The organism is Cryomorphaceae bacterium, from assembly GCA_007695365.1.
Taxonomy (GTDB): Bacteria; Bacteroidota; Bacteroidia; order Flavobacteriales_D; family SKUL01; genus SKUL01.
On the sequence record REDV01000116.1, the window covers coordinates 1 to 22940 of the forward strand.

Annotated in this window: 17 protein-coding genes; 3 read left to right on the forward strand and 14 right to left on the reverse strand. The window is 48.4% G+C overall.

The genetic code is table 11. The features are described from left to right. Window positions 1-127: 127 nt before the first annotated feature. The 11 genes from EA392_12235 to EA392_12285 all read right to left on the reverse strand — a co-directional run bounded on the left by EA392_12235 (window position 128) and on the right by EA392_12285 (window position 13068). Window positions 128-667, reverse strand: a complete 540-nt coding sequence (locus tag EA392_12235; GenBank protein ID TVR37598.1) for a thioredoxin family protein — start codon at window positions 665-667, stop codon at window positions 128-130. A 76-nt stretch (window positions 668-743) separates the two neighbouring features. After that, window positions 744-2519, reverse strand: a complete 1776-nt coding sequence (locus EA392_12240) for an MFS transporter (protein ID TVR37599.1) — start codon at window positions 2517-2519, stop codon at window positions 744-746. 3 nt (window positions 2520-2522) lie between these two features. Then, entirely contained in the window at window positions 2523-4073 is a 1551-nt protein-coding gene (locus tag EA392_12245; GenBank protein ID TVR37600.1) for an MFS transporter, read from the reverse strand. Between the two features lie 10 nt (window positions 4074-4083). Continuing rightward, window positions 4084-6288 carry a S9 family peptidase gene (locus EA392_12250; protein ID TVR37611.1) on the reverse strand — a complete coding sequence of 735 codons (2205 nt, stop codon included), beginning with the start codon at window positions 6286-6288 and terminating at the stop codon, window positions 4084-4086. 13 nt (window positions 6289-6301) lie between these two features. Then, the gene (locus EA392_12255) at window positions 6302-7858 is read right to left on the reverse strand and encodes an AbgT family transporter (protein TVR37601.1); all 1557 of its coding nucleotides are present in this window, start codon (window positions 7856-7858) and stop codon (window positions 6302-6304) included. Between the two features lie 491 nt (window positions 7859-8349). Further along, on the reverse strand, window positions 8350-8967 hold the full coding sequence (locus tag EA392_12260) for a flavin oxidoreductase (GenBank protein TVR37602.1): 618 nt from the start codon (window positions 8965-8967) through the stop codon (window positions 8350-8352). Window positions 8968-9058: 91 nt separating this feature from the next. Beyond that, a complete protein-coding gene (locus tag EA392_12265; protein TVR37612.1) occupies window positions 9059-10165 on the reverse strand; it encodes a deoxyribodipyrimidine photolyase in 1107 nt (368 codons plus the stop codon). A 216-nt stretch (window positions 10166-10381) separates the two neighbouring features. Then, on the reverse strand, window positions 10382-11032 hold the full coding sequence (locus tag EA392_12270) for a DNA-binding response regulator (GenBank protein TVR37603.1): 651 nt from the start codon (window positions 11030-11032) through the stop codon (window positions 10382-10384). 3 nt (window positions 11033-11035) lie between these two features. Next, window positions 11036-11821, reverse strand: a complete 786-nt coding sequence (locus EA392_12275) for a hypothetical protein (protein ID TVR37604.1) — start codon at window positions 11819-11821, stop codon at window positions 11036-11038. Continuing rightward, entirely contained in the window at window positions 11805-12452 is a 648-nt protein-coding gene (locus EA392_12280) for a hypothetical protein (GenBank protein TVR37605.1), read from the reverse strand. Before EA392_12280 ends, EA392_12275 begins: the two co-directional genes overlap by 17 nt. Before the next feature lie 37 nt (window positions 12453-12489). Next, complete coding sequence (locus EA392_12285; GenBank protein ID TVR37606.1) at window positions 12490-13068, reverse strand: hypothetical protein; 579 nt, start codon at window positions 13066-13068, stop codon at window positions 12490-12492. Between the two features lie 217 nt (window positions 13069-13285). Between EA392_12285 and EA392_12290 the strand changes: the two genes are divergently transcribed. Together EA392_12290 and EA392_12295 are read left to right on the forward strand one after the other, a co-directional pair. Then, window positions 13286-14224 carry a class I SAM-dependent methyltransferase gene (locus EA392_12290; GenBank protein ID TVR37607.1) on the forward strand — a complete coding sequence of 313 codons (939 nt, stop codon included), beginning with the start codon at window positions 13286-13288 and terminating at the stop codon, window positions 14222-14224. A 409-nt stretch (window positions 14225-14633) separates the two neighbouring features. Continuing rightward, window positions 14634-16841, forward strand: coding sequence for a T9SS C-terminal target domain-containing protein (locus tag EA392_12295; protein ID TVR37608.1), 2208 nt, complete (start codon window positions 14634-14636; stop codon window positions 16839-16841). Between the two features lie 26 nt (window positions 16842-16867). On the opposite strand, the gene EA392_12300 is transcribed toward EA392_12295, so the two are convergent. Both EA392_12300 and EA392_12305 read right to left on the reverse strand, forming a co-directional pair. Further along, window positions 16868-17968 carry a hypothetical protein gene (locus EA392_12300; protein TVR37609.1) on the reverse strand — a complete coding sequence of 367 codons (1101 nt, stop codon included), beginning with the start codon at window positions 17966-17968 and terminating at the stop codon, window positions 16868-16870. Continuing rightward, window positions 17965-18870 carry an FkbM family methyltransferase gene (locus EA392_12305; GenBank protein ID TVR37610.1) on the reverse strand — a complete coding sequence of 302 codons (906 nt, stop codon included), beginning with the start codon at window positions 18868-18870 and terminating at the stop codon, window positions 17965-17967. The genes EA392_12300 and EA392_12305 overlap by 4 nt, the downstream gene beginning before the upstream one ends. 751 nt (window positions 18871-19621) lie before the next feature. On the opposite strand from EA392_12305, the gene EA392_12310 reads away from it, so the two are divergent. Continuing rightward, entirely contained in the window at window positions 19622-20602 is a 981-nt protein-coding gene (locus EA392_12310) for a cytochrome C (protein ID TVR37613.1), read from the forward strand. A gap of 302 nt (window positions 20603-20904) precedes the next feature. On the opposite strand, the gene EA392_12315 is transcribed toward EA392_12310, so the two are convergent. Next, a partial coding sequence (locus tag EA392_12315; protein TVR37614.1) for an HsdR family type I site-specific deoxyribonuclease occupies window positions 20905-22940 on the reverse strand: 2036 nt, incomplete at its 5' end.

Below are 22940 nucleotides of genomic sequence, written 5' to 3' on the forward strand. Positions count from 1 at the left end.
GATAAATATGATTTTTATGGGTGATTATTAAGGCGCCGCAAGATAGCAAATCTTTGCTTTGCCATGCAGGAGATGCAAGACTTTAGAAAGCTTTAACAATCAAATTTCGCAGCGGTTCTTTTTGCTGCTAGCGAATGGTGGGTTGAAATGTCTTTTGGTACTCTTCAAAAGTGACATTTTTGTAATCTGCCTCGCTGATATACCGCAAAATAGGTTCTATTTGCTGGGGCGTGTGGTAGCCTTGCACAGGCGCGAGAATTCCGAAATTCTCGTCCATATAGACCACGGTAGGATACGCAATGCGACCATTTACTGGAGCAATGGCGCGGGCCAGGTCGTGGGTGGCATTTCTACCTGATTTGGCGGGATCGTACCCTTCGTTTTTGTAGGTGGTGCCTTTAAAGTTTACTTCTTCAGGACTTTCCGCATCAAATTTAATGGCGTAGTAATTCTTGTTGATATAATCTACAATTTGCGGATTCTTAAATGTATTCTGATCCATCATTTTACACGGACCGCACCAGCTCGTGTACACATCTACCAACACTTTACGGGGTTCTTTTTTCATCCTTTCCTCGGCTTCATTCAGGGTTATCCAGTCAATTTGGGCATTGAGATTTGAAGAAAAGAGGATGATAAAAAGTGAGGAGAGTAAAAGAAAACGCATGATTTGAGTTGTTTTGTGCACTGAGCCATGCAAAGACCATTCCATCCGGGGTTCAAAAGGGTTTGTGTGAACTGCTTTATCGTACACCATGCATTAGCTTCTTTAACAGGGTGTTGAGGCCCATGATGAGGACTCCCGCCGAAATGGGAACCAGTGTAAAGATCAGGAAAAAGGCAGAAAGCGAGTAGTTTTCGGTCACATCGTCAATCATTCCTCCGGCTGTATGGGCCAGCTTGTTTCCGATGGCGATGGCCAGGTACCAGATTCCAAACATCATGGCAATCATGCGGCCGGGCACCAATTTGCTCAGGTACGATAAACCAAGGGGCGAGAGGCATAGCTCACCGAGCGTGTGGAGCAGATAAGCAATTATCAACCACATCATACTTACCGCTGCAGTGTGCGCTCCCTGGGGAATGGTAATGGCACCATAGGCCAAACAGCCAAAACCCATACCAAGCAATATTAGCCCAAAGGCGTATTTGAAAGCCGCACTCGGATTGTATTTACTCTCCCACCATCGCGAAAACAGCGGAGCAAATGCAATAATAAAGAGAGAGTTGAGAACCGCATACCACGTTGCGGGTACCTCCGTGCCCTGAATACTGAACTCGTTGTAGAGCTTAAAGGCCACAATGCCCCAAATAGCCACAAAACTAAACCCGAGAATACTGTTGGAGAATGCAATACGCTGCCGGGTTTCCTGAAAAAGTTTTACCAAAACCCACGTGATTATTAAAAGCGGAATAACCGTAATCAGCGAATCCACAATTTTAAAAATTGTGGCAGCGTTTCCGGCCAAAGCCCGGTCGGTATAATCGCGGGCAAAAATGGCCATAGAACCGGCCGCCTGCTCAAAAGAGGCCCAGAAGAAAATGGTGAAAAAAGCAAAGATGGCCACGGCTATCATGCGGTCGCGAATGATTTTTTCATAGCGTATAATGCGACTAATCAGCAAATAAACAAACAAGCCAAGCGCCACCAGAATCACGAAGGTTGACCCGTTCAGCCCAAAGGCTTCAAAATTGAACATGTTGGTATTGCCGATTTTCGACATGGGGTCGTTGATGATCCAGGTTAAGCCCAACACCGCACACACCATAATGATGAACCTGTCGAACAGCGTAAAATGGTTCAATTTTTCTTTGACCGAATCTTTTTTTTCGGCGTTGGGTGCAAAATCATCGCTCCAGTCATCGTCCACGGGCTTTTCTGGTTTGGCTCCAACGTCTCCAAAGAGGGGTTGTGCAAACCAGAATTGAAGCATCCCCAGTAGCATGAAAACACCAGCGAGCCCAAAGCCCCAACTCCATCCAACCTTTTCGCCCAGGTAACCACAAAGCATGATTCCCAGAAATGCTCCGGCATTTACGCCCATGTAAAAGATGGTAAACGCGCCGTCTTTTTTGTTTTCGCGCCCTACGTACATCTTGGAGATGATGGAGGTGATATTCGGCTTGAAAAACCCGTTTCCGAAGATAAGCAAGCCAATACCGATGTAAAGAAACAAAGGTGTTTCAACCGCCAGTGCTGCGTGGCCCAGGGTCATCAACAGGGCTCCGATGGCCACAGCCAGCCGATAACCAATGTATCGATCGGCAATGTAGCCTCCCAGGATAGGAGTGAGGTACACCATAGAGGCATAGGTGCCAAGCAGCGAAAGTGCATTTTCGCGGGCCCATCCCCAACCCGGGTTGTCGCCCACAAGCGACGCAGTGAGAAAGAGTACCAGCAGGGCTCGCATTCCGTAAAAAGAAAAGCGCTCCCACATCTCGGTGAAAAACAAAACAAACAGTCCCGATGGGTGGCCCAGTACGGTTGACTTAAAAAAGTTGTCGGTAGCGGTTGACATGGTTTAGTTGTTTAGTTCGCGATCTACTCCGTGCATAAACTTCTTCAGAAGCGGTGAAATGGCCAGCAGCAGCACACCGAAGAACATACCGGCGTAAAACAGGTATTCGAAGAGCTCGAGATATACCCCCTTGGCCATTTCAACGTCTTTAATCTCTCCGCCCTCGGTGTCAATAGCGGCTATGTTGGCGAGCACAGATGCAATAAACTCGGAGCTGGCAGTTGCCAGAAACCAAACCCCCATCATAAAGCCTACAATTTTGGGTGGAGAAAGCTTGGTTACTGCACTCAGACCTACAGGAGAAAGACAAAGCTCGCCCCACGTGTGGAGCAGGTATGCCAGCACCAGCCAGATCATGGCAACCTTGCCCATAGTGGCCAGGTTGATACCGAGCACCAGCGCTCCAAATCCCAAACCTACCAGCAAAATACCGAATGAAAACTTTACCGCGGTGTTGGGATTGAAACGCCCAAGTTTTACCCACAGCATGGCAAACACAGGGGCAAAGAGAATGATGAAAATGGCGTTGAGACTCAAAAACTGCCCGGCCTTGATGGTGATGCCAAATATCTCCCGGTCCAGTACGCGATCGGCAAATAGGTTGAGCGACGTGTAGGCCTGTTCAAAGAGTGCCCAGAAAATCACCGTAAACACAATAAGCACGGTGAGGGCAATGAGCCGTTCGCGGCCCACCTTGTCCAATTGCGTTACTGCGTAATAGGTGATGTAAGAAAGCGATGCAGCACCGGCTACTATGAGCATTTTTTCGACAACAGAATGGCTTTGTACCATTTGCCACACCACTGCGCACCCTAAAACGGTGAGGATGTAAATCAACCATTCCTGCGACAGTCCGTAACGGGTTTTTTTCCGCAGTTGTTCCGGGTTTCGGGGCTCTCCTTTGCCCATCAGGTAGGGGCGGCCTTTTACGAACGAAATCAAACCGAAGAACATTCCCACTCCTGCAGCACCAAACCCATAGCCCCAACCATATGCCTCACCTAGCCATACGCAAACGATGGTCGCCGCCGCAGAACCTATATTGATTCCCATGTAGAAAATGGTAAATCCTGAATCGCGTCGTTTGTCGCCCGGAGGATAAAGCTCACCCACAAGTGAGGAAATGTTCGCTTTTAAAAAGCCTACGCCCATAATAATCAGGGCCAGCGAGAAATAGAAAACCTGCAGTGCAAATTCATCGCGCACTACATCACCATTTGCAGCCAATGACGCCTGCTGGCCCTCAAATGCGAGCCCGAGGTGGCCCAAAACCAGCAAAATACCTCCAAACAGCACCGCCTTCCGGAATCCCAGATAGCGGTCGGCCAGAAATCCACCCAGAACCGGCATGGCATACACCAGTGCAGCGTAGCTTCCAATCAGGAGGTTACCGGAATGGTCGCTGAAAAGGTGGTACTGCGTGAGGTAAAAGATGAGCAGCGCCTTCATGCCGTAAAAGCTGAAGCGCTCCCACATTTCAGTGAGAAAGAGGATGAACAGCCCCTTGGGGTGTCCGAGCATTTCGTTGTTGTTTACCGTAGAGGGTGCATTCATACAGTGTTGCTTACAGGTTGTTTTTGAGCCAGGTGCTCAGTTGCTCAAAAAGATGGTTTCGGGTGTTGCCTCCATAAATACCGTGGTTTCGATTGGGGTAGATGAAGAGGTCAAATTGTTTGTCGGCAGCTACCAGGGCATCCACCATCTCCATGGTGTTTTGGTAGTGTACGTTGTCATCGGCGGCACCGTGAATCAACAGGTACTTGCCCTTGAGTTTTTCAACGTGGTTGATAGGGGAATTGTCGTCGTAGCCGTCGCCGTTTTCCTGTGGTGTGCGCATAAAACGCTCGGTGTAGATGGTGTCGTAAAAACGCCAGTTGGTTACAGGAGCAATGGCAATTCCTGCCTTGAAATACTCGGCGCCGACAGTCATGCAAAGCGATGACAGATACCCCCCATAACTCCAACCCTGAATACCGATGCGCTCGCTATCTACATAGGGAAGGGTGGCGAGGTATTGGGCGGTAGAAATCATATCTTCGGTTTCGAGCTTGCCCAGTTGCAGGTAGGTGCTGTGGCCAAACTCGTTGCCGCGGTACATGGTTCCTCGCGGGTCCACAGAAATCACCAGGTAGCCCTGCTGCGCCATCATCTGGTGCCAAAGGTAGTTGTGGCCTCCCCAACTGTTGCTCACCATGTTGCTGCCCGGCCCTCCGTAAACATTGAGTAACACGGGGTACTTTTCGTTGGGATTGAATCCGGTGGGCTGAATCATCCACGCATTGAGTTCATCGCCGCGCTCGGTTTTAAAGGTGAAAAAGACCTTGGGTGAAATGCGGTACTCCGCCATGGCCTCGCGCAAACGCCGGTTGTCTTCAAGCACCCTGATTTGCTTGCCTTTGTTGTCGTGCAATGAAATCACAGGCGGGGTATTGGCATCCGACCAGGTGTTGATGAAATAAGCAAAGTTGGAGCTGAACTGGGCCTTGTTGTTTCCCGGCATGGCACTCAGGCTGCGTTTCTTTTTTCCGCGCAGGTCAACGGTAAACACGGCTTTTTCCAGTGGACTTTCTTCGGCGGCGATGTAGTAAACACGGTCTTCATCCTCGTCAAGACCCAAGAACTCGGTGACTTCCCACTTACCCGAGGTGATGGCCCGAACTTGTTTGCCACTCATGTCGAACAGGTAGAGGTGGTTGTATCCGGTTCGGGCGCTGTTCCACAAAAATTCATTGCCGTTGCTCAAAAACGTGAGGTTGTCGTTGATCTCGATATAGGTCTCCGACTTCTCTTCAAAAATGCGTTTGAGTTCTACGTCAAAGGGGTGGTCTTTGCTTAAATCAGCCAGTAAAAACTCCAGGTGGTTCTGGTGGCGATTCATTTTCATGATACACAGCTCGTGATCCTTACGTGTCCATGCAATACGCGGTATGTAGTACTCCTTGTTGGCCGGTAGATTGCAGTTTTTGGTTTTTGCCGTAGCCACGTCGTAAATGTGTACGGTAACCTTTGCGTTGTCCTCGCCGGCTTTGGGGTATTTAAAGGTGTACTGCTCGGGGTAGAGTTCACCGTACATGGCCATCTGAAACTTCTTGACATTGGTTTCGTCAAAGCGGCAGTAGGCAATGTGGCTTCCGCTGGGCGACCAGTGAAAAGCTTTGTTGTAGCCAAACTCTTCCTCGTACACCCAGTCGGGATATCCATTAATGATGTGGTTTTCTTTGCCGTCGTGGGTTACCTGGGTTTCGGTGTTGGATGCCAGATCTTTGATGAAGATGTCATTTCCGCGGATAAAGGCAATTTTATCTCCTTTGGGAGAGAAATCGGCAAGGCGCTGTTTGCCTTTGCTGAAATCGGTGAGTTTTTGCAGCTCTTGCTTTTCGATGTTGTACACAAAATAGTTGGCCAAATAAGAGTGGCGATAAATGGGTTCTACCTCTGTCTCGAGCAATACCTTTTTTTCGTCGTCGCTAAATTGATAGCGAGAGATGGTGAGCTTACCGGGAAGTACATCTGCCGGAACGAGCGTGCTCACTTTTTCTCCGTTATTGTACTTGTATTTGTTGAGCTCCGTTTTTTGTTCAACCCGGTTGAGGCGCGTGTAATGCACCCCGTCTTTCATGGATTCAAAAGAGCCTGCCGATGCAGGAAAGAAGGTGGGTGTATTCCAGATCAGTGCATTGGTGAACTCCTTGTTTTGGGCGCTGAGTTGAAGTGAATACATGCTGAAGAGCCAGAGCCCTAGCAGGAAGAAAATGTTTGTTCGCAACATGTTTTTCAATGAATTATGGGTATACATAGCTAGCCTGAAGTCCGAGTGGGATCCCAAGTTTCCAATACACGAGCAGGAAAATGGTCCAGGCGACAAGGAAGACAATGGAGTACGGAATCATCATGGCAACCAGTGTGCCGATTCCGGTTTTTTTCACGTAGCGCTGGCAAAAAACCACCACCAGCGGGAAGTAGGGCATAAGCGGAGTGATGATGTTCGAAACCGAATCGCCCACGCGATAGGCCGCCTGAGTAAGGTCTGGCGAAATATTGAGTTGCATAAGCATGGGCACCATGATGGGACCAATAAGTGCCCACTTCGCCGAGGCCGATCCAACCAGCAGGTTCACAAAGGCGGTCAGAAAAATAATTCCGACAATGGTCACTTCAGCGGGAAGAGCCATGGCCTGAAGCCCCGCAGCACCCTTGAGGGCGAGCAATGCCCCGATATTTGATTTGCCGAAAGCATCAATAAAAAGGGCGCAGAAAAAGGCCATCACAATGTAGTAACTCATGCCCGACATGGCCTTGCTCATGCTCGCAATCAAGTCTTTGGAGTCTTTGTAGGTTTTCATCATAAACCCGTAAATCACCCCCGGAAGCAGGAAAATCAAAAAGATAAGGGGAACAATGCTGCGCATCAGCGGTGCCGAAAACGAGGCGATTTCACCTTCGGGCGAGCGCATGGCCGAATTTTCGGGCCAAACCCAGAGAAACAAACCAACCAGACCCAGGATCATTGCTGCTGTGGACGCCCAAAACGCTTTGCGCTCTTCGGGTTTAAGTTCGTCCATGGTGGGTTCGTCATCAATCACTTCGTCAACCGGCGAGGTTTTCTTTAAGCGGGGCTCTACTACTTTATCGGTAAGGTACCAGCCGAGACCCACAATCAGAATACTGGATATTCCGGTAAAGAACCAGTTGTTGAGCGGGTTGAGTTCAATAACCGGGTCGATAATCCGCGCAGCAGCCTGGGTAAAGCCTTGCAAGAGAGGGTCAATTCCCGAGGGGACAAAATTGGCACTAAAACCTCCGGATACCCCTGCAAAGGCCGCAGCTATGCCCGCCAGTGGGTGCCGGCCGGCCGCGTAGAAAATCACTCCTCCCAGCGGGATGACCAGCACGTAGCCTGCGTCGGTAGCAGTGTGACTCACAATGGCCACCAGAATGAGCATAGGGGTGAGCAGTGAGCTGGGGGTAAGTCCGAGGAGGTATTTAAGTCCGGCATTGATAAAACCCGAGTGCTCGGCAACTCCCACACCGAGCATGGCCACCAGCACAATTCCCAGTGGCGCAAAGCTCATAAACACTGTAACCATGTTGGCCAGAAAGTCGGCCAGACCTCTTCCGGTGAGGAGGTTCATTACACTGACCGGATCTCCGGAACGGGGGTCAATCTCAGAAAAGGTCATGGGTGCCAGCAACGCAGAGAGCGCCCAAACCAACAGCAGCAGGATAAAAAACAAAATGGCCGGGTCGGGGAGTTTGTTGCCTGCCACTTCAATCAGGTCGAGAAATTTGGCAAGGGCACCTTTTTTGGGCTTTTCGACGGGCGTAGAGATGTCGCTCATAGACTCAGGTTTATGTTCGCATTTGGCTTCAAGTGTCTGTTAATCAAATAGATATATCTTTTTGATGCGTTTCAGACGTGCCGAATATATGGATTTAGCCGCAAACATAAACCTGGTAGGTCAGCTCAGGGAAGTAAACCGTCCGGAGGGCGCGCTTTTCTGTATTCTTTGGATGGCTCAAAGCAGGAGGTATTTGCGGCGCGTGTTGTCTTGAAAAAGGTTGATATCTGACCGTTACAACGGTACGCTGCCGGAAGCGGCGAATTTCAGTTCGCGAAAACCAATGTGATATTCTACCAATGATGTACGCGCACGTTTTGTTTGCAAGGAAAAGCCTGGTGCGGAATCCTGGGCTACAGCGCCAAATACAAGCCAACATGGTCAATACTTTCGCGTGGACATGACTATCCATGAAATGAACAGCGTACCCGGAAAACCCTGCATCGTGTGTGTTCTCGGTCAGGTTTTGCGGGCCTCAGTCACTTCAATCATCAATCTCCCACCCGTGCATACGGAAATTTGGCTTCTTTTCTGAGCGAGTAATAGCTGTTTAAGCCCGAAATACCGGCAGAGCCCAATTGGCCTAAATCCAGGTGGCCCTCATCATCAAAGGCGTTGTCGGGAGCGATGAGATGTAGAATGCGGCCCACCACAAGCAGGGTGTCGTTGATGGTGATGGGAATCAGCTCTTCGAGTTGCATACCGAGCTTCAGTTTACTCTCCGCCACAAAAGGAGCAGAAAAACCTGGGAGGTACTCCTCGGTAAAACCACAGGCCCCAAACTCCGAAACATCCTTGAGATACCTGGCCGAAGTTTGATGCGCAGCCTGCACATGGCTTAGAGGTACATGATTGAGCGTGTACACTCCGCTTTGCTCCAGGTTTTCGAAAGTATGGCGCCTTACTTCGGTTCGCGGGCGAAGCACCATGCCAAGTACGGGCGGATTGCTCCCAAGATGCACCACGGAACTGAAAATGGCGAGATTGCTAATTCCATCGGCCGAGCGGGTTCCCACCAGGTTGGCGGGCTTGATGCCGGTTACCGAGTTGATGATGTTGAGCCGCCGTATGCGGTCCATCTGCTCAATATCAGATGTTTTAAGGTGCATGTCTTTGTCGTATGTGGGTTTAAAAAATAGGTTGATTTTCTGAATTTATGCAGGTTTGCTGCGACGCCCCTGTACTTGCTTTTTCGATGCTTTACCACTCCATGTGTTTTTGGCATTGTTTCCAAAAGGCGAAAAATGAACCGTAGTAGCCCGTTACGGGAAACATTCTGTCCGGCGGTTCCGCTGTGCCGATATAATGCCTGCAAAGCGGGTGCTCTTTCCAGCGAATATTTTGTGCGCCGTAGATTTTTTGCAAGGTGCCGAAACTTCCGCAATACACCTGTATGCCTTTAGTGAGGCGGGCGCAGTTGAGGATAAATCGCAATACCTGTTCCGAAACGGGATAGCGCTGAAATAGCTCCGGTTCGAGCAGGAGCACTCGGTTGGCCTCCATACCTGCATGCCAGTCAGGATCGAGGTGATAGCTGTGATACACCAGCAGGGGCAGATTGGGGTTGAGTTTGGGTTCAGGCGTTTCGGGCAATTCGGTTCGAAGGGTGAGGGACTGCACCTCGCTCAGCACCGGCGGAATGGCCATGTGCTCAAAATTTTCGTAGGGGATGTCGAGAAAAGTCCGGCGCTGCGAAGTGCCTGCGTAGCGATTGATATTTTCCTGGTTGGCCACGTATTTCTTGCCACTGTTGGAGCCTGCCACCCATTGCCAGCTCAGGGCGTTGCTGGCCCAGTCGCCATCCAGAAGGTGGTAGTACATCCATTGCGCAGGATTGTGCCACCGGCACCGCGCCACGTTGCAGGCCACCGCGGCTACGTACATGCGCAGGTGATTGTGCATATAGCCGGTTTCGCAGAGAGTCTCCACGGCTTCGTCAATGGCTTTAACGCCGGTTTGGGCTTGTATCAGAGCCAGCGGTGTTCCCGAGAACTTCGCGTCGGGCTGCGGACGTTTTAAATCGCTGTTGATGGCATCGCCCTTACTGCGCCACACTTCCTGCCAATAGTCGCGCCATGCGAGTTCCTGCACAAATTTCTCGCATTGTTTCAGGTTGTGGCCTTGTTCCTTGAGGTATTGCAGCACTTTTCGGGTGGACAGCACCCCGCGCGAAATGTAGGGTGACAAATAGCTCACCTGCCCGTTTACAAAGTTTCGGGAGTTACCGTAGGCAACAGGCTGAAGGCTGTTGAGGCGTTGTTCAACGGCCTCACGGCTCGCGTCAAATTGGGGGCGGGGGAGATGGATTGCTGTGCTCAACAAAGGGCTTTGATGTTGTAACAGCGGGGTAGTGATGTTGGTTCTTGCCGGGTTCGGTTCTACGGGCTGCTTCAATGCTTTGGAAAATTACAAGCTGTTGAGCGATTGGGCTTTTGCGGGCGTAACAGCATCTCGCAGAAGTAGGGGGAGATGAAGCCTTCTTTCGCCTATGCCTATCAGGCACCCAACGCAGGTGAGACAAGTTTAGATCTGTACCAGGTGATGTTTGATAGCAAATATGGCCAGCTCAACACGCGAGTGCAAACCCAACTTATCAAACAGAGAGTCTCTGTAACCATCAATGCTCCGCGGACTCACACACATCCGGTCGGCAATTTCCTTGTACGTAAGTCCGCTACAGGCATGACGTAAAAAAGTTATTTCACGTTCTGAGAGGGATTCCAGTACTTTTTCAATGCTTTCATTGACAGGTGCCCCAAGTGATTGAATCAGCCTGCCCGAAATGAAAGAGGAGTAGTGGTAGCCATTTTGCATGACTCCTTTAATGGCCTCATCCAGTTCTTTGGACGGTGCGTCTTTCAGTACATAACTTTTTGCACCGGCGCGTATCATTCTGATGAGGGTCAAATCGTCATCCAACATACTCAGGGCTATTACGGAAGTATCGGGAACCCTTTGGCGCAATTGAAGAGTAGCAGCTATACCATCCATTATGGGCATGCTGATATCCATCAAAACAATGTCGGGATGGTGATTCACGCAATACTCAACCACCTCCTTTCCGTTCTTACACGCATAACTTACCTCGTAACCCAAAGAGCCCAGCAGCCGAACAATACCTTCTCGCACCAGGCTGTGATCGTCGGCAATGGCAATTTTTGGTGAGGAATCCATAAATCAATACGTTGATTGAATCGGCAAGGTAATAGAAATATGGGTTCCAAGGGCGGGACTGCTTTTAATTTTGAGCGTTCCTCCCATGAGTTCCACACGTTTGTGAAGGTTACCAATGCCCAGGCCGCGGGACACTTCCAGGTTGGGTGGTAAGCCCTTGCCGTTATCATGCACCGATATGCAATGGCTATTGTCCGATTTTCCGAGATGAATTTGAATCTTGGTGGCTTCGGCGTGTTTGATGGCATTACTCAACATTTCCTGCACACACCTGAACAAGATGATTGCGTGGTCGGCGGGTAAAGAGTTCAGGTCGAGGAAGCCCTCTAAGGTGCATTCTATTTGCCTTGTGCTGTCAATATAGTTGCATTCCTTTTTGAGTGCTTCTACAATTCCTTCTCTCAAAATGTATTCACCATTCAGGGTCTTGCTCATGTTGCGCAAGTCTTGAAGTGCTCTTCCAATCAATTCACTGGCTGCAGTGATTTGATCGTTATCTGCCTCCTTCTGCATACTGTTTAGCTGCATTTTTGCCACAACCAACGACTGACCGATGTTATCGTGTAATTCATCGGACATCTGTCTCATCAATCCTTCGCGAATTTCAAGTTGTGACCGAATAAGCTCCTCAGAAAAAGCTCTTTCTCTCTCTTTTCGCTGGTTTTCAGCCATCATCTGTTTGCGTCGATAGAGCTGAATAAAGGCAACAAAAAAGCTTACAAACAACAAAAGGAGTATTGAACTGGCAATAACAATAAAGAACAGACTTTCTTCAGTTACGCTCAGCATTTCTCAAAGATTTGGTCTCCACGAACACGGCTGTTAACATGAGAGCGTAAAGCATCAAAGTAGATATTACATTCATCGTGAGAAAAACACGGTGTTTCTCTGCAGCTTCCAAAAGCTCATAAATCATCCAAAAGGCAAAGCTAGAAACATGATACACCAAAAGGGCGGCTACTACCCAAAAGTTTCCCTGAGCGAAAATGCTGCGTTTTTCAGGAAACTGAAGCATTTCGTAGAAATACAGCAGAGCAGCCAGTGATATCGCCAGATTATTGATAGATAGCGACCTTGAAGCAAAACGATTGAAACCGGCCTGAAATAAAAAGTAGGTGACAAATACAGCAGTGATGGCAAAGACTACCTGCACAATCCGCTTGTTTTGGCGCGATTTAAACATCGAAACCAACAGAAGCAAGGTGATCACAAAGTTTATTATGATAACTGCGTTGTACCATAGAACGTTTTTAGAAAACAGATGTATCAGCAATTGCCCGACTATCCATGTTACAAAGGCAAATGCCAAATATATACCAACAAAGAGAAACGCTCTTGATACTCGGGCCCTGTTAAATCCTACTACAAGAGCTCCTGTTAACGCCAGGGCGTAGGCCAACCACTTAATGAATTCAACCATGTGTTGCTTTTCAGCGGGTAAGGTAATAAAGAATGATTTACTGCCAATCTGTTGACCACAGCCGGTGTGTGTTATCCGGGCATTCAATAGGACATACGCTAACGTATTCAACGATGAAATCCGTTGACGGGCTACCGGGCGGAGGCATGTGTAGCCTGGCTTTTCCATTCTCGCGTATTACTCCCATCAGAATCAGGGTGTGCGAGTCATTGTCAGTTCTTTTCGCAGGCAAAACAGCCAAACCCACAAAATCCTTGCTATCGCGTTCAGCTCTTTCTTGCAAGGGGGCAATAAGTGAATCCTTGTCTAAAAAGAAGGCAACCACCGCTGAGTCGCTATCACCAATATTCACCCGCATACAGCCTGCACTGCCCGGAAGGTCACTGGATTGATGGTAGTTTTGAAACATTTCATAACCGTCCTTCAGCGAAATACCCTTGGCCTGGTATGACAAAAGAGCTGTTGGTGCTGGTTGGTGAGTTCCCGCGTCAGAAAGGATCACACGATGAGTGGCCGTTTCATAGTCGGATGTAAGATCGAAGAGCATTGGAAAAACAAATGCAGAGGCTACGGCTCCCAACGTAAATGCTATCAGTCCAATCGAAAAATTATTCATAGTTCAGGATTTAGCGCTTGAATGTTTCGGTACAAATACTGCTCATTTGCATTATGATAGCTCTAAGGTCATGAAATTATCGGATTAAACGAGCCCCATTCACCTGATTGGGTGAATCAACCCTACATGAATGGGGTGAAAACACGCAGCATTTTGGGTTATTAGTGCCGGTAGGTATGTCTCCTTTAATTACATCTTTGAGGACTCAAAGAGAACCATGATTACACTGCAACGCTTTCAAAATCTGTTGGTGGGTAAAAATGAGCATCTTGGCACTCCCAACCTCTTAGGTTCCTTTAGGCATTTTTTAAAAAATGGAGGGCCTGACCCTGAATGGTATGACTCTATTTCTGATTTTTCGGAGCTGGTACTGGAAAACCTGAACTCCCATTCGGTGAGTGCAGAGGAGATTCAAACATTTCTTCAGTCATGCGCTTTTATCCATGAGCCGGATTCCATTATTGGCAAAATGCACCTTTCTTCCAATGGAACCATGCAGAATCACCCGTTCATGGGTTCAATTTTAGGCGAAAGCATCTCTGAAAAGTATGATAAGTGGGATGCATACACCCTTCAACTTCCTGTCATTCAGGCATGGTTAAAGCGCAAAGGACTCTTTCATCAAGCGCTCCTGAACCTCGGAAGCGGTGGAGGGCTCGTGCTGAACCTCGGGTGTGAATCGAGCATAGAAATGGCAGAATTTTACAAGAGTTACCCGGATTCAAATGTATTGTGCACATATATAGATCACTGCCCTCAATCTATTGAACAAACCAAGAGAAACTGCAATCCATTTCGCAATAAAGTGAACCCGATACAGGCAAACCCTCTCGAGTATAAGTGCATACAAACCTACCATTTGGTATGGTCATCTTTTGTATTGGATAGATTGAAGGAGGAAGACCTTATTGCCTTACTTCGAAAAAGTATGCGATGGCTAAAACCCGGAGGGATGGCAGTGTTTTGCTTCACGCCACGTCCTTGCCCCGACGGAAGGGATTTTCTCGAGTTGTTCGGTAATCTTTCTATAAGAATGTGGGCGCCGGAAGAACTTATCCGGCTTTCCCAGGAAGCAGGTTACAAGCGAAATAAATTGAAGATTGAAAAGTCGGACTGTGGCACAAATCTTATTTTGAAGCTGCGAAACGCCTTTTGAGATTTTTATTCCGCGTGTGATGGGTCACGCGCTTTCCTTTGACTTGCCGATCAGCTTTTGGCGCCTCAATCACGGGGAGTACCCAGGGTAAACGCATTTAGAATACCAATTCAGAAGCTGCCAATGGAGATACTTCCCGGTGGCTTTCCCACTCGAGAGGTTTCATGGTGGTGTGAACGTTTTTTGGTTCTTCACTTTAAAATTGATACCGTATATCTTTGCGCTCGTTGCGCCAGCCTGCCGCTGGCAGGCCTGCCATGCCGCAGGCAGGTAGTTCGGAGCTTCTCGCTCCTCCTATTGCATACATTGGGATAAACAGTTTTAAATGCGTTTGCCCCGGGGCAGTACCCCCTTGTTTTTTCAGCTTCCCTGGAGTAATTTGGGCCACAGAAATTTTTAACACATCTTCATGTCATCCACAACCAATAAAACGGTGGGGTCTGTCTTTACGAAGGCCACGTTTCTTGCACTATCTTTCCTCACGATAACCTTCCATTCCAGATCGCAAACCCAGTGCGACGGTTTTGGGGTTGAAATAATTGAAACGACTCCCGTTCTCTGCACCGGAGGAGATCAGGGCGGCCTCGGGGTCATCATTATGGGTGGCGAGGAGCCATTCCAGTTTACCTGGAGCAATGGCGAAACAACTCAGGAGATTGAAGGCTTGACTGCAGGGGTCTATTCGGTGATTGTGATAGATGCGCAACAATGCCTTACAGAAGCCTTCTTTTTTCTCAATCAACCTGAACCTGACCCCATCGAAGTTCTTTTCACCCCGCCAGCTTGCGGTTCGTCCGACGGAGTCATTGAAATTACGAACTCCGGCAATATTCCTCCATATTCTTACGCCCTGAACAATGGTGCTTTAGGAGATGAATCCCTGTTTGATAACCTCCAGGCCGGAGCCTATACCGTACAGGTTCAAAACGGCAACGGCTGTCTGGTTACAGAATATGTAGCACTGAATCACAGTGAAGTGAGCAACCCTGATTTGCAGCTCAGCTCATCTGTGGATTGCTTTGGAAACTGCAACGGACAGTTGGAAGTTACTGGTGCCGAAGGAAGCTGGCAATGGTTCTCGGTGGATGAAAACGGCAGCACCACCTCCCTGGCAGGAAGTGAAGCGCAGTTGGCAGAACTCTGTGCCGGCCAATACATGGCGGTTCAACAGCAGGCAGTAGGCGAGGGGGGTGAGCCGGTTGAAGATGTATTCTGGTTCGAAGACTTTGGAACCGGCTGCAACCAGGGACAGCTGGCCCATGAGTTTGTGAGCGAAAACGGCACCTGGACGGTGGTAAATACCGGCACCAATCAAAATGACGCCAACACCTTTTTTATAAGCGCTACTGAGCAAATCGGGGCAGATGGGTGTGGCGCGGGTTGCGGTGCCGGAGGACAAAACAATCGCACGCTCCATGTAAGCAATGTGCTCATCAGCTTTTTTGGTGTGCCGTTGGTACAAGCCGATGGCGGAGCACTATACTACGCGGACGCCACCACCAACCGAAGGGTGGAATCTCCCGTCATTGATTGCTCCGGACAGGAAAACATCACCATGTCCTTTGATTACATCGAATTTGGACAGGGTGACCTCGACAATGCCACCCTGTGGTATTTTGACGGAACGGAATGGAGCCTGCTGGATGACATGCCAAAAACCACCTGCTGCGGTGGACCGTGCAACGGATTTAACCAGGGAAATTTCGCCGAATATTCGGTGAGTTTGCCCGAAAGCGCCAACAACAATCCCAATGTTCGCTTTGCGTTTAACTGGACCAACAACAATGATGGCCAGGGCTCAGACCCCTCATTTGCAGTTGACAATATTGCGTTCACAGGCACTTCTGAGGGAACAACATTCTGCCAGGCATATAGCCAGGTGCTTGAAATCACCCAACCCCAACCGCTCGATATTATAGCTGTGAAATGGACTGAATCCATTTGTGTTGACAATACCGACGGATCTATTTTGGTGCAGGCTTTCGGAGGTGAAATGCCCTACAGCTTTGAATGGAATATTGATTCAATAGGCCCACAGATCAGCAACCTCGGCCCCGGAACCTACACCGTAACCGTAACAGATGGAAACGACTGCCAGCAAGCGGCTTCATTTGAGGTTGTGAACGACATCGAGCCGGGCTCTGTGGATTTTAACCTCAATTTGGAAGGTGCCACGCTGATTACTGAAAACCTGAGCTCACAGGGTGATTACCTGTGGGACTTTGGCGATGGAAACACTTCTGAAGATTTTGCTCCCATTCACCTTTACCAATCAGAAGGAAGTTTCGAGGTTTGCCTCACACTCACAGATGACTGCGGTGCTCAAACAATGTGCGAAACGGTTGCGGTATTTACCACCAGTGTAGTGACGAAGAAAATGCAAAATCCCGTGGTTTTTCCCAATCCGGCGTCTGGCCGTGTTCAACTGGCAATAGGTGATAGGACACATGTATTGGGTGCGGTATGGGACAGCCGTGGAGCCCTAGTGCTCTCGTTTGAGACCCATGCCGACCTGATTCTCGATATTTCGGGATGGACTCCGGGTGTTTACCTGATTCAGTTAACAGATACCCAACGCGGTGAAAACACCAGTTTGCGTTTGGTTGTTTCGCAGTAGTTACTGTAAACCCCCTCACCAACTGTTTAATTCGCTCTGTTGTTCTGTTCTTTTGCAAAGAGTGATGTACTTACCATGTTCATAGCAAAATAGGATGTCTTTACGGCTGGATCCATGATGATTTTGCGCACACCATCAGGGTGAAGATGGTCGGAGTAGTATTGTTGCACAGCCTGGCGCATGGCCTTCAATTCACCATCTGGCATCGAAAGAGCCTTTTGGATGCACTGAATCAGGCTCTCACGACCGGAAAAAGTCAAACAGTTCTCTCCGTCTTTCAGTGCCGGATACAGCCATGATGCATAGGGTAAAATAGGTATGCATCCTGCGTACATTGCTTCAATGAGGTTGTGACTCAGTGGCATATTAACGCCCGGACAAGCTACAAAAAAATCACTGTTGAATAAAAAATCCATCCATTCATCATTGCCAATCCGGTTGTCGGGAGCCGGCTCTCCTTGTTGCCATTGCCACGAAAGCCACCAGACAGGCCTGGATACATCTCCGTTTAATCGGGTGTTCAGGAAAGGAGCCAAATCGTCCAGCACGGCACGGTGAATTTCACTTCGTGTCATTACTCCAAAAAGTGACCGCAGTTGGGGCTGATTGTATGACTTAGGATGTGTGTTACCTGAAAAAAACACCTTTATCCGGCGTTTTTCCGAATCGGTAGTATCTCGTAGCTTCCCGTACTGAGAAGGATGCATTACAAAAGGTAAAATTGCTTCGTGAGCCGGCAATTTGTTTTGATGGGCTTTTCGCACCGCATGAAAGTAGTCGAAACGGGTAAGGTGATCGGCTCCGGGTGCGTGATGGTTGTCAATGACCCACCTGCGACTTTGCTCAGATGGAAACAGACATATGGTGGTGCGTGGCAGTTTGCGGTCTTTGAGAAGGTAAAGACTCAGTAGTGTTTTGCGATCGCCTATTCCGGTGCACAACGAATCGCGATCAAAACCTGCGAGCAAGCCGGGTAAATAGGGCGCTATGCCTGTGTGATTGACTTTTAGAAGAATGCAATTCTTACTGGTGAAAGCAAAACGAATGCTTTGGCTGCCCATTAACCAAAAGTACGCGGCCAGATGTAGCTTCAGGCTTTTCCAAACGGTTTCAGTTTTTAATTTCATGCTTGTTCAGAAGCAGGTCGGTTTTGAATGATAAAACGGGACAGGGTCTGGTCTTCCGCAAAATCATACGACGAAGCGATATAGTTGCGCGATTTTTTTCCAACCCAAATATTGGTTTCTGTTAGCCCCTTTTCCTCATCAATGTGATAAAAATAGGGGTATCCGGCGTCCCTGAAAAGTGAGAGCAACTCATGGGCAATCTTGTCATTCAGCACTTCCACCAGAACCGTTGGCCTGTAGTCAGCAAGGTATTTTCCCATTCCTTTCAATACTTCCGGCTCATGGGTTTCAACATCAACCTTCATGAGGTCAACCTGCTGAAGTGAATGTTTTTCAATAAACCCGTCTAAGCGCGCGAGCGGTACACGGATTTCTACTGCTTCGCCCTTGATGTAAGATGCGTTGAGAGAGGCCTGCCGCATATAATTGTTGGGCAGGTCATAAAGAATGGCTTCCCCCGATGTATCCGACATTGCAGTTGTATGTGTCTTGATTTTGGCACCATTCAGATTGTTGTTGATTTCCAGTTTTTGGAACATCTTGGGGAGTGGTTCAAAAGCATGCACATCCGCTTCAGGCTGCGCAGCAACGGCAATCAGAGAGTACACTCCGGTGTTTGAGCCTACGTCCAGAATAACTTTTGCCTTTCGGCTCAAAGCTTCCCACACCTCAACGGAAACCGGCTCCCAACATCTGGATAGTCCTTCCCAAAAAATGCGGTTTTCAAAGGCCGTGTCAAAGTGGTACATCCTGAAAACCTCACCCCCCGCCAGGGTAACGCCAAATGCACCATTAAATCGCAGATGGCGATACCAGCGCTCCGAAAGTTTCCCCCTAAGCGGTTCAAATAGAGACTGCTTGCCGGGAATGGACTTGTATAATTTGCGCAGAATGGATTTCAAAAGTGGTCAAATGATGTGGTGTCAAAAGTAAGCTTTCTCAGGGCTCCTGCTCGTTCAAGTGATATTCTCAGCATGGCAGGGGAAAAAAACTTAACCGCAAGGAACGCAAGGCTTGCCTTCCGTGGCTGGCTTGCCTGCGGCATGGTAGGCCTGCCGTGCCGCAGGCAGGCGGTAAAAAAGGTTTAACCGCAAAGAGCGCAACGAAAGTGTATATCAAATCTGGAGTTTAGTCCAGAATAAGTTGCGCCACCCTGGTGCCTGTCGAAAAAGGAAAGCCACCGGGAGTGGGGCATCTCCACACAAAAATCCAGGGGCCATAATACATTGATGGCTTCTTGAGTGATATGCTAAATGCGTTTACCCTGATACTTTCAGACACAGCTGCCGGTGTATAGCGCCGGCTTTTCGGATTCTGACAGAGAAACCTGTGAGAAGCGTGAGCCTGGATGACCTGAATCATTTTTCTCTCCCGACCTGCTGCCAGTATAGCTTACAAGTTACGGATCCTGATATTTCAGGTTTACAAAATCGGCTGCGATGAATCCAACTCAGGATGAGCTGTGTCTTTTTCCATTGATTGATGAAGGCCTCATGCACTCCGCGTCCCTTCGCGCAGATAATTGCCCAAATTCACTCCTAAGAGTGAACCGTGCTTGTTGAAATCTTGCGTGCTTGCGGTTGTGAATTTGCATGCGCCGGAAGCCCAATTTGTTTTTTGGTGCATGTGTTTAACAACCAAAAAACCAACACCATGAAAAAGCTGCTTCGCTACGGACTGATTGCTGTCCTCTTTTTGTTTTTGCTCATAGGAGGTGTATTGACCTATGTGAGTACCGCCCTCCCAAACGTGGGCCCCGCCCCCGAAATGCATATTGAACTCACGCCCCAGCGCATAGCCCGCGGAGAATACCTCGCGAACCACGTTATGCAATGTATGGAGTGCCACGCCGTGCGCGATTTCTCGCTCTTTGCCGGACCGCCCATTCACGGCACCGAAGGGGGAGGTGGCGATGTATTTGGCCGCGATTTTGGCTTTCCGGGCGAATACGTAGCCAAAAACATCACGCCCTACGGTGTGGGCGACTGGACCGACGGTGAGTTATACCGCGCCATTACCACAGGAGTTACCAAAAACGGCAAAGCCCTTTTTCCCATTATGCCTTACCCGCGCTTTGGAACTTCCGACCCCGAGGACATCAAATCGGTGATTGCCTATATCCGAACCCTGGAGCCCATCGAGAAAGACCTGGAGCCTTCAGTAAGCGATTTTCCCATGAATTTCATCATCAACACCATGCCCGATAAATTTGAGCCTACCGCGCTGCCCAAACCCGAAGACAGGCTTGCCTACGGAGCCTATATCACCAATGCTGCACTTTGCGGCGACTGCCACACCAAAACCGAAAAAGGAGAAGTGGTGGGCGAGCCATATGCCGGAGGCTTTGAGTTCAAACTTCCCGATAACACCATCATCCGCTCAGCCAACATCACCCCCGACGATGAAACGGGCATAGGCAGGTGGACGCGCAATGAATTTATTGAGCGCTTCAAGCACTACGACCACCCCGAAAACCGTGAAATGAAAGTTAAACCCGGAAGTTTTCAAACCATCATGCCCTGGATGACCTATGCAGGCATGACCGAACAAGACCTCGGCGCCATTTACGACTACCTGCGCACCGTAAAGCCGGTTAAAAGCACCGTGAAAACCTTTGAAGCAGGGAAGAAGTAGAGCGGAGCTGAACACTGGCCCAGTTGTGATTTGATTGAGTTCCGTTCTTTGCGATATTGTGCAACGGTCAAATATAAGCGTAGTCCGGGTATAGAAACACTTCACTTACGGTTTACCAATTTGTTTGTTGATGTTTTATTCGTTTAAATTTAGCACTTTATCCCGCATTACGCTTATCAATTCGGACGTCCTTGCGATGGGGCAGCCATACTCTTTGGCAAGTTTTGGATTGCGGCTTGGCTTTGAGCGGCTTTTGGTCCCGAAAGCTTTCGGGATGTGTGGATGATGAGCGTTGGCATTTCTTAGCCCGTTGTTAATTCTTTTGCAATCATTTCTGCCTGTTTCAAAACGGTTTCTGTCGCCAGTTTTTGCATGTCTGGCGGATAGCCGTATTGTCTTAAAGTCCGCTTGATGATTACTTTCAGTTTTGCTCTTACGCTTTCTTTAATTGTCCAGTCGATGGATGCGTTTTGCTTCACACGTTCAGTTAAAATTACAGCCAGTTCTCTCAGCTTGTCTTGCTGCATGAGTTGTTTGGCTGAGTCGTTATCGGCTACTGCTGTGTAAAAAGCATATTCAAAGTCAGTCAGTCCAAGCTTTTTGGCTTCACTGTCCATGTTCACGATTTCTTTACTCAGCTTAATGAGTTCGTCCATCACTTCGGCAGCCGTCAAAATCTTGTTGTGGTATTTCTTGATGGAATTTTCCAACATTTCTTTGAGCGACTTGCTCTTGACCAAGTTCTTTTTGGAACGTGCTTTTATCTCGTCATTGAGCAACTTTTTCAAAACTTCCAAAGCCACATTCTTGTGTTCCATTCCTTTGAGTTCCATCAGGAAGTCTTCGGATAGAATGGAAATATCGGGTTTCTTGATTCCTGCGGCATCAAACACATCAATCACTTGTTCAGAAACCAAGGCTTGGTCAATGACTTGACGAATGGTTGTTTCAATTTCTTCATCGGTTCTGCCTGAACCTGTGCTGTCAAATTTGGCTAAACGAGCTTTTACGGCCTGGAAAAATGAAACTTCATCTTTCACGTCCATGGCTTGCTCGTGCGGAACGGCAATCGCAAAGGCTTTGGATAAGGCTGTTACTTCATTGATGTATCGTTTCTTACCGTCTTCCAGTCCGAGAATGTGTTCTTCGGCTGCAAGTATCATAGAAAGCTTTTGACCCGTTTCTGCTTGGAAATAGTCTTCATACGGAAAACCACTGTACATCTGTGAAACCACCTCTAGTTTTTCCAGCATCAATTCAACGGCTTGGGCTTGGGCAATCGTCGGGTCGCCTTTTCCACCGGCATCTGAATAGAACGAAAGTGCTTTTTTCAAATCGGAAGCAATGCCCAAATAATCGACCACCAATCCCCCTGGCTTGTCTTTGTAAACCCGGTTTACCCTTGCAATAGCCTGCATCAGATTGTGGCCTTTCATTGGCTTGTCGATGTATAACGTGTGCATACTCGGCGCGTCAAAGCCTGTGAGCCACATATCCCGAACAATCACCAGTTTTAATTCATCGTCGGGGTCTTTCATTCGGTCGGCAAGGGTTCTTCGCTGTTGTTTGGTGGTATGATGATCAGCGATTTTTGATCCATCGGAAGATGAAGATGTCATCACGACTTTAATCACACCTTTGTCCAAATCACCTGAATGCCACTCAGGTTTTAATTTGATGATTTCGGCATACAAATCAGCAGCAATTCTTCTGGACATGGCCACAATCATGCCTTTGCCTTCAAATACTTCCTGGCGTTGGCCAAAATGCTGAATGATGTCGTTGGCAATAATCTTCACCCGGTTTTCGCTGCCTATTAGAGCCTCCAATTGCGTCCATTTGGCTTTGGCTTTTTGGGTTTCGGTGAGTTCTTCACCGTCCAACTCATCATCCAGTTCCTCAACCAGTTTTTTTCCTTTTTCGCTCAGATTTACTTTTGCCAAACGGCTTTCGTAATAAATGCGAACGGTGGCTCCATCTTCTACAGCCTGAGCAATGTCATACACATCAATGTAGTTTCCGAAAACGGCAGGGGTGTTTACATCGGTGCTTTCAATGGGCGTTCCAGTAAAACCGATATAGGTGGCATTGGGCAAAGCATCTCGCATGTATTTTGCAAAGCCGTATACGGTTTTCTTTCCAATCACATTGCCATGCTCGTCTTTTTCATCTACTGTTTTGGCTTTGAAACCGTATTGGGTTCGGTGGGCTTCATCGGCAATCACCACAATGTTTTCTCGTTCCGAAAGGGTTTCATACACATTGCCTTCTTCTGGCGAGAACTTTTGAATGGTGGTGAAAATCACACCGCCAGAAGCCACTTTCAATTTCTCTTTTA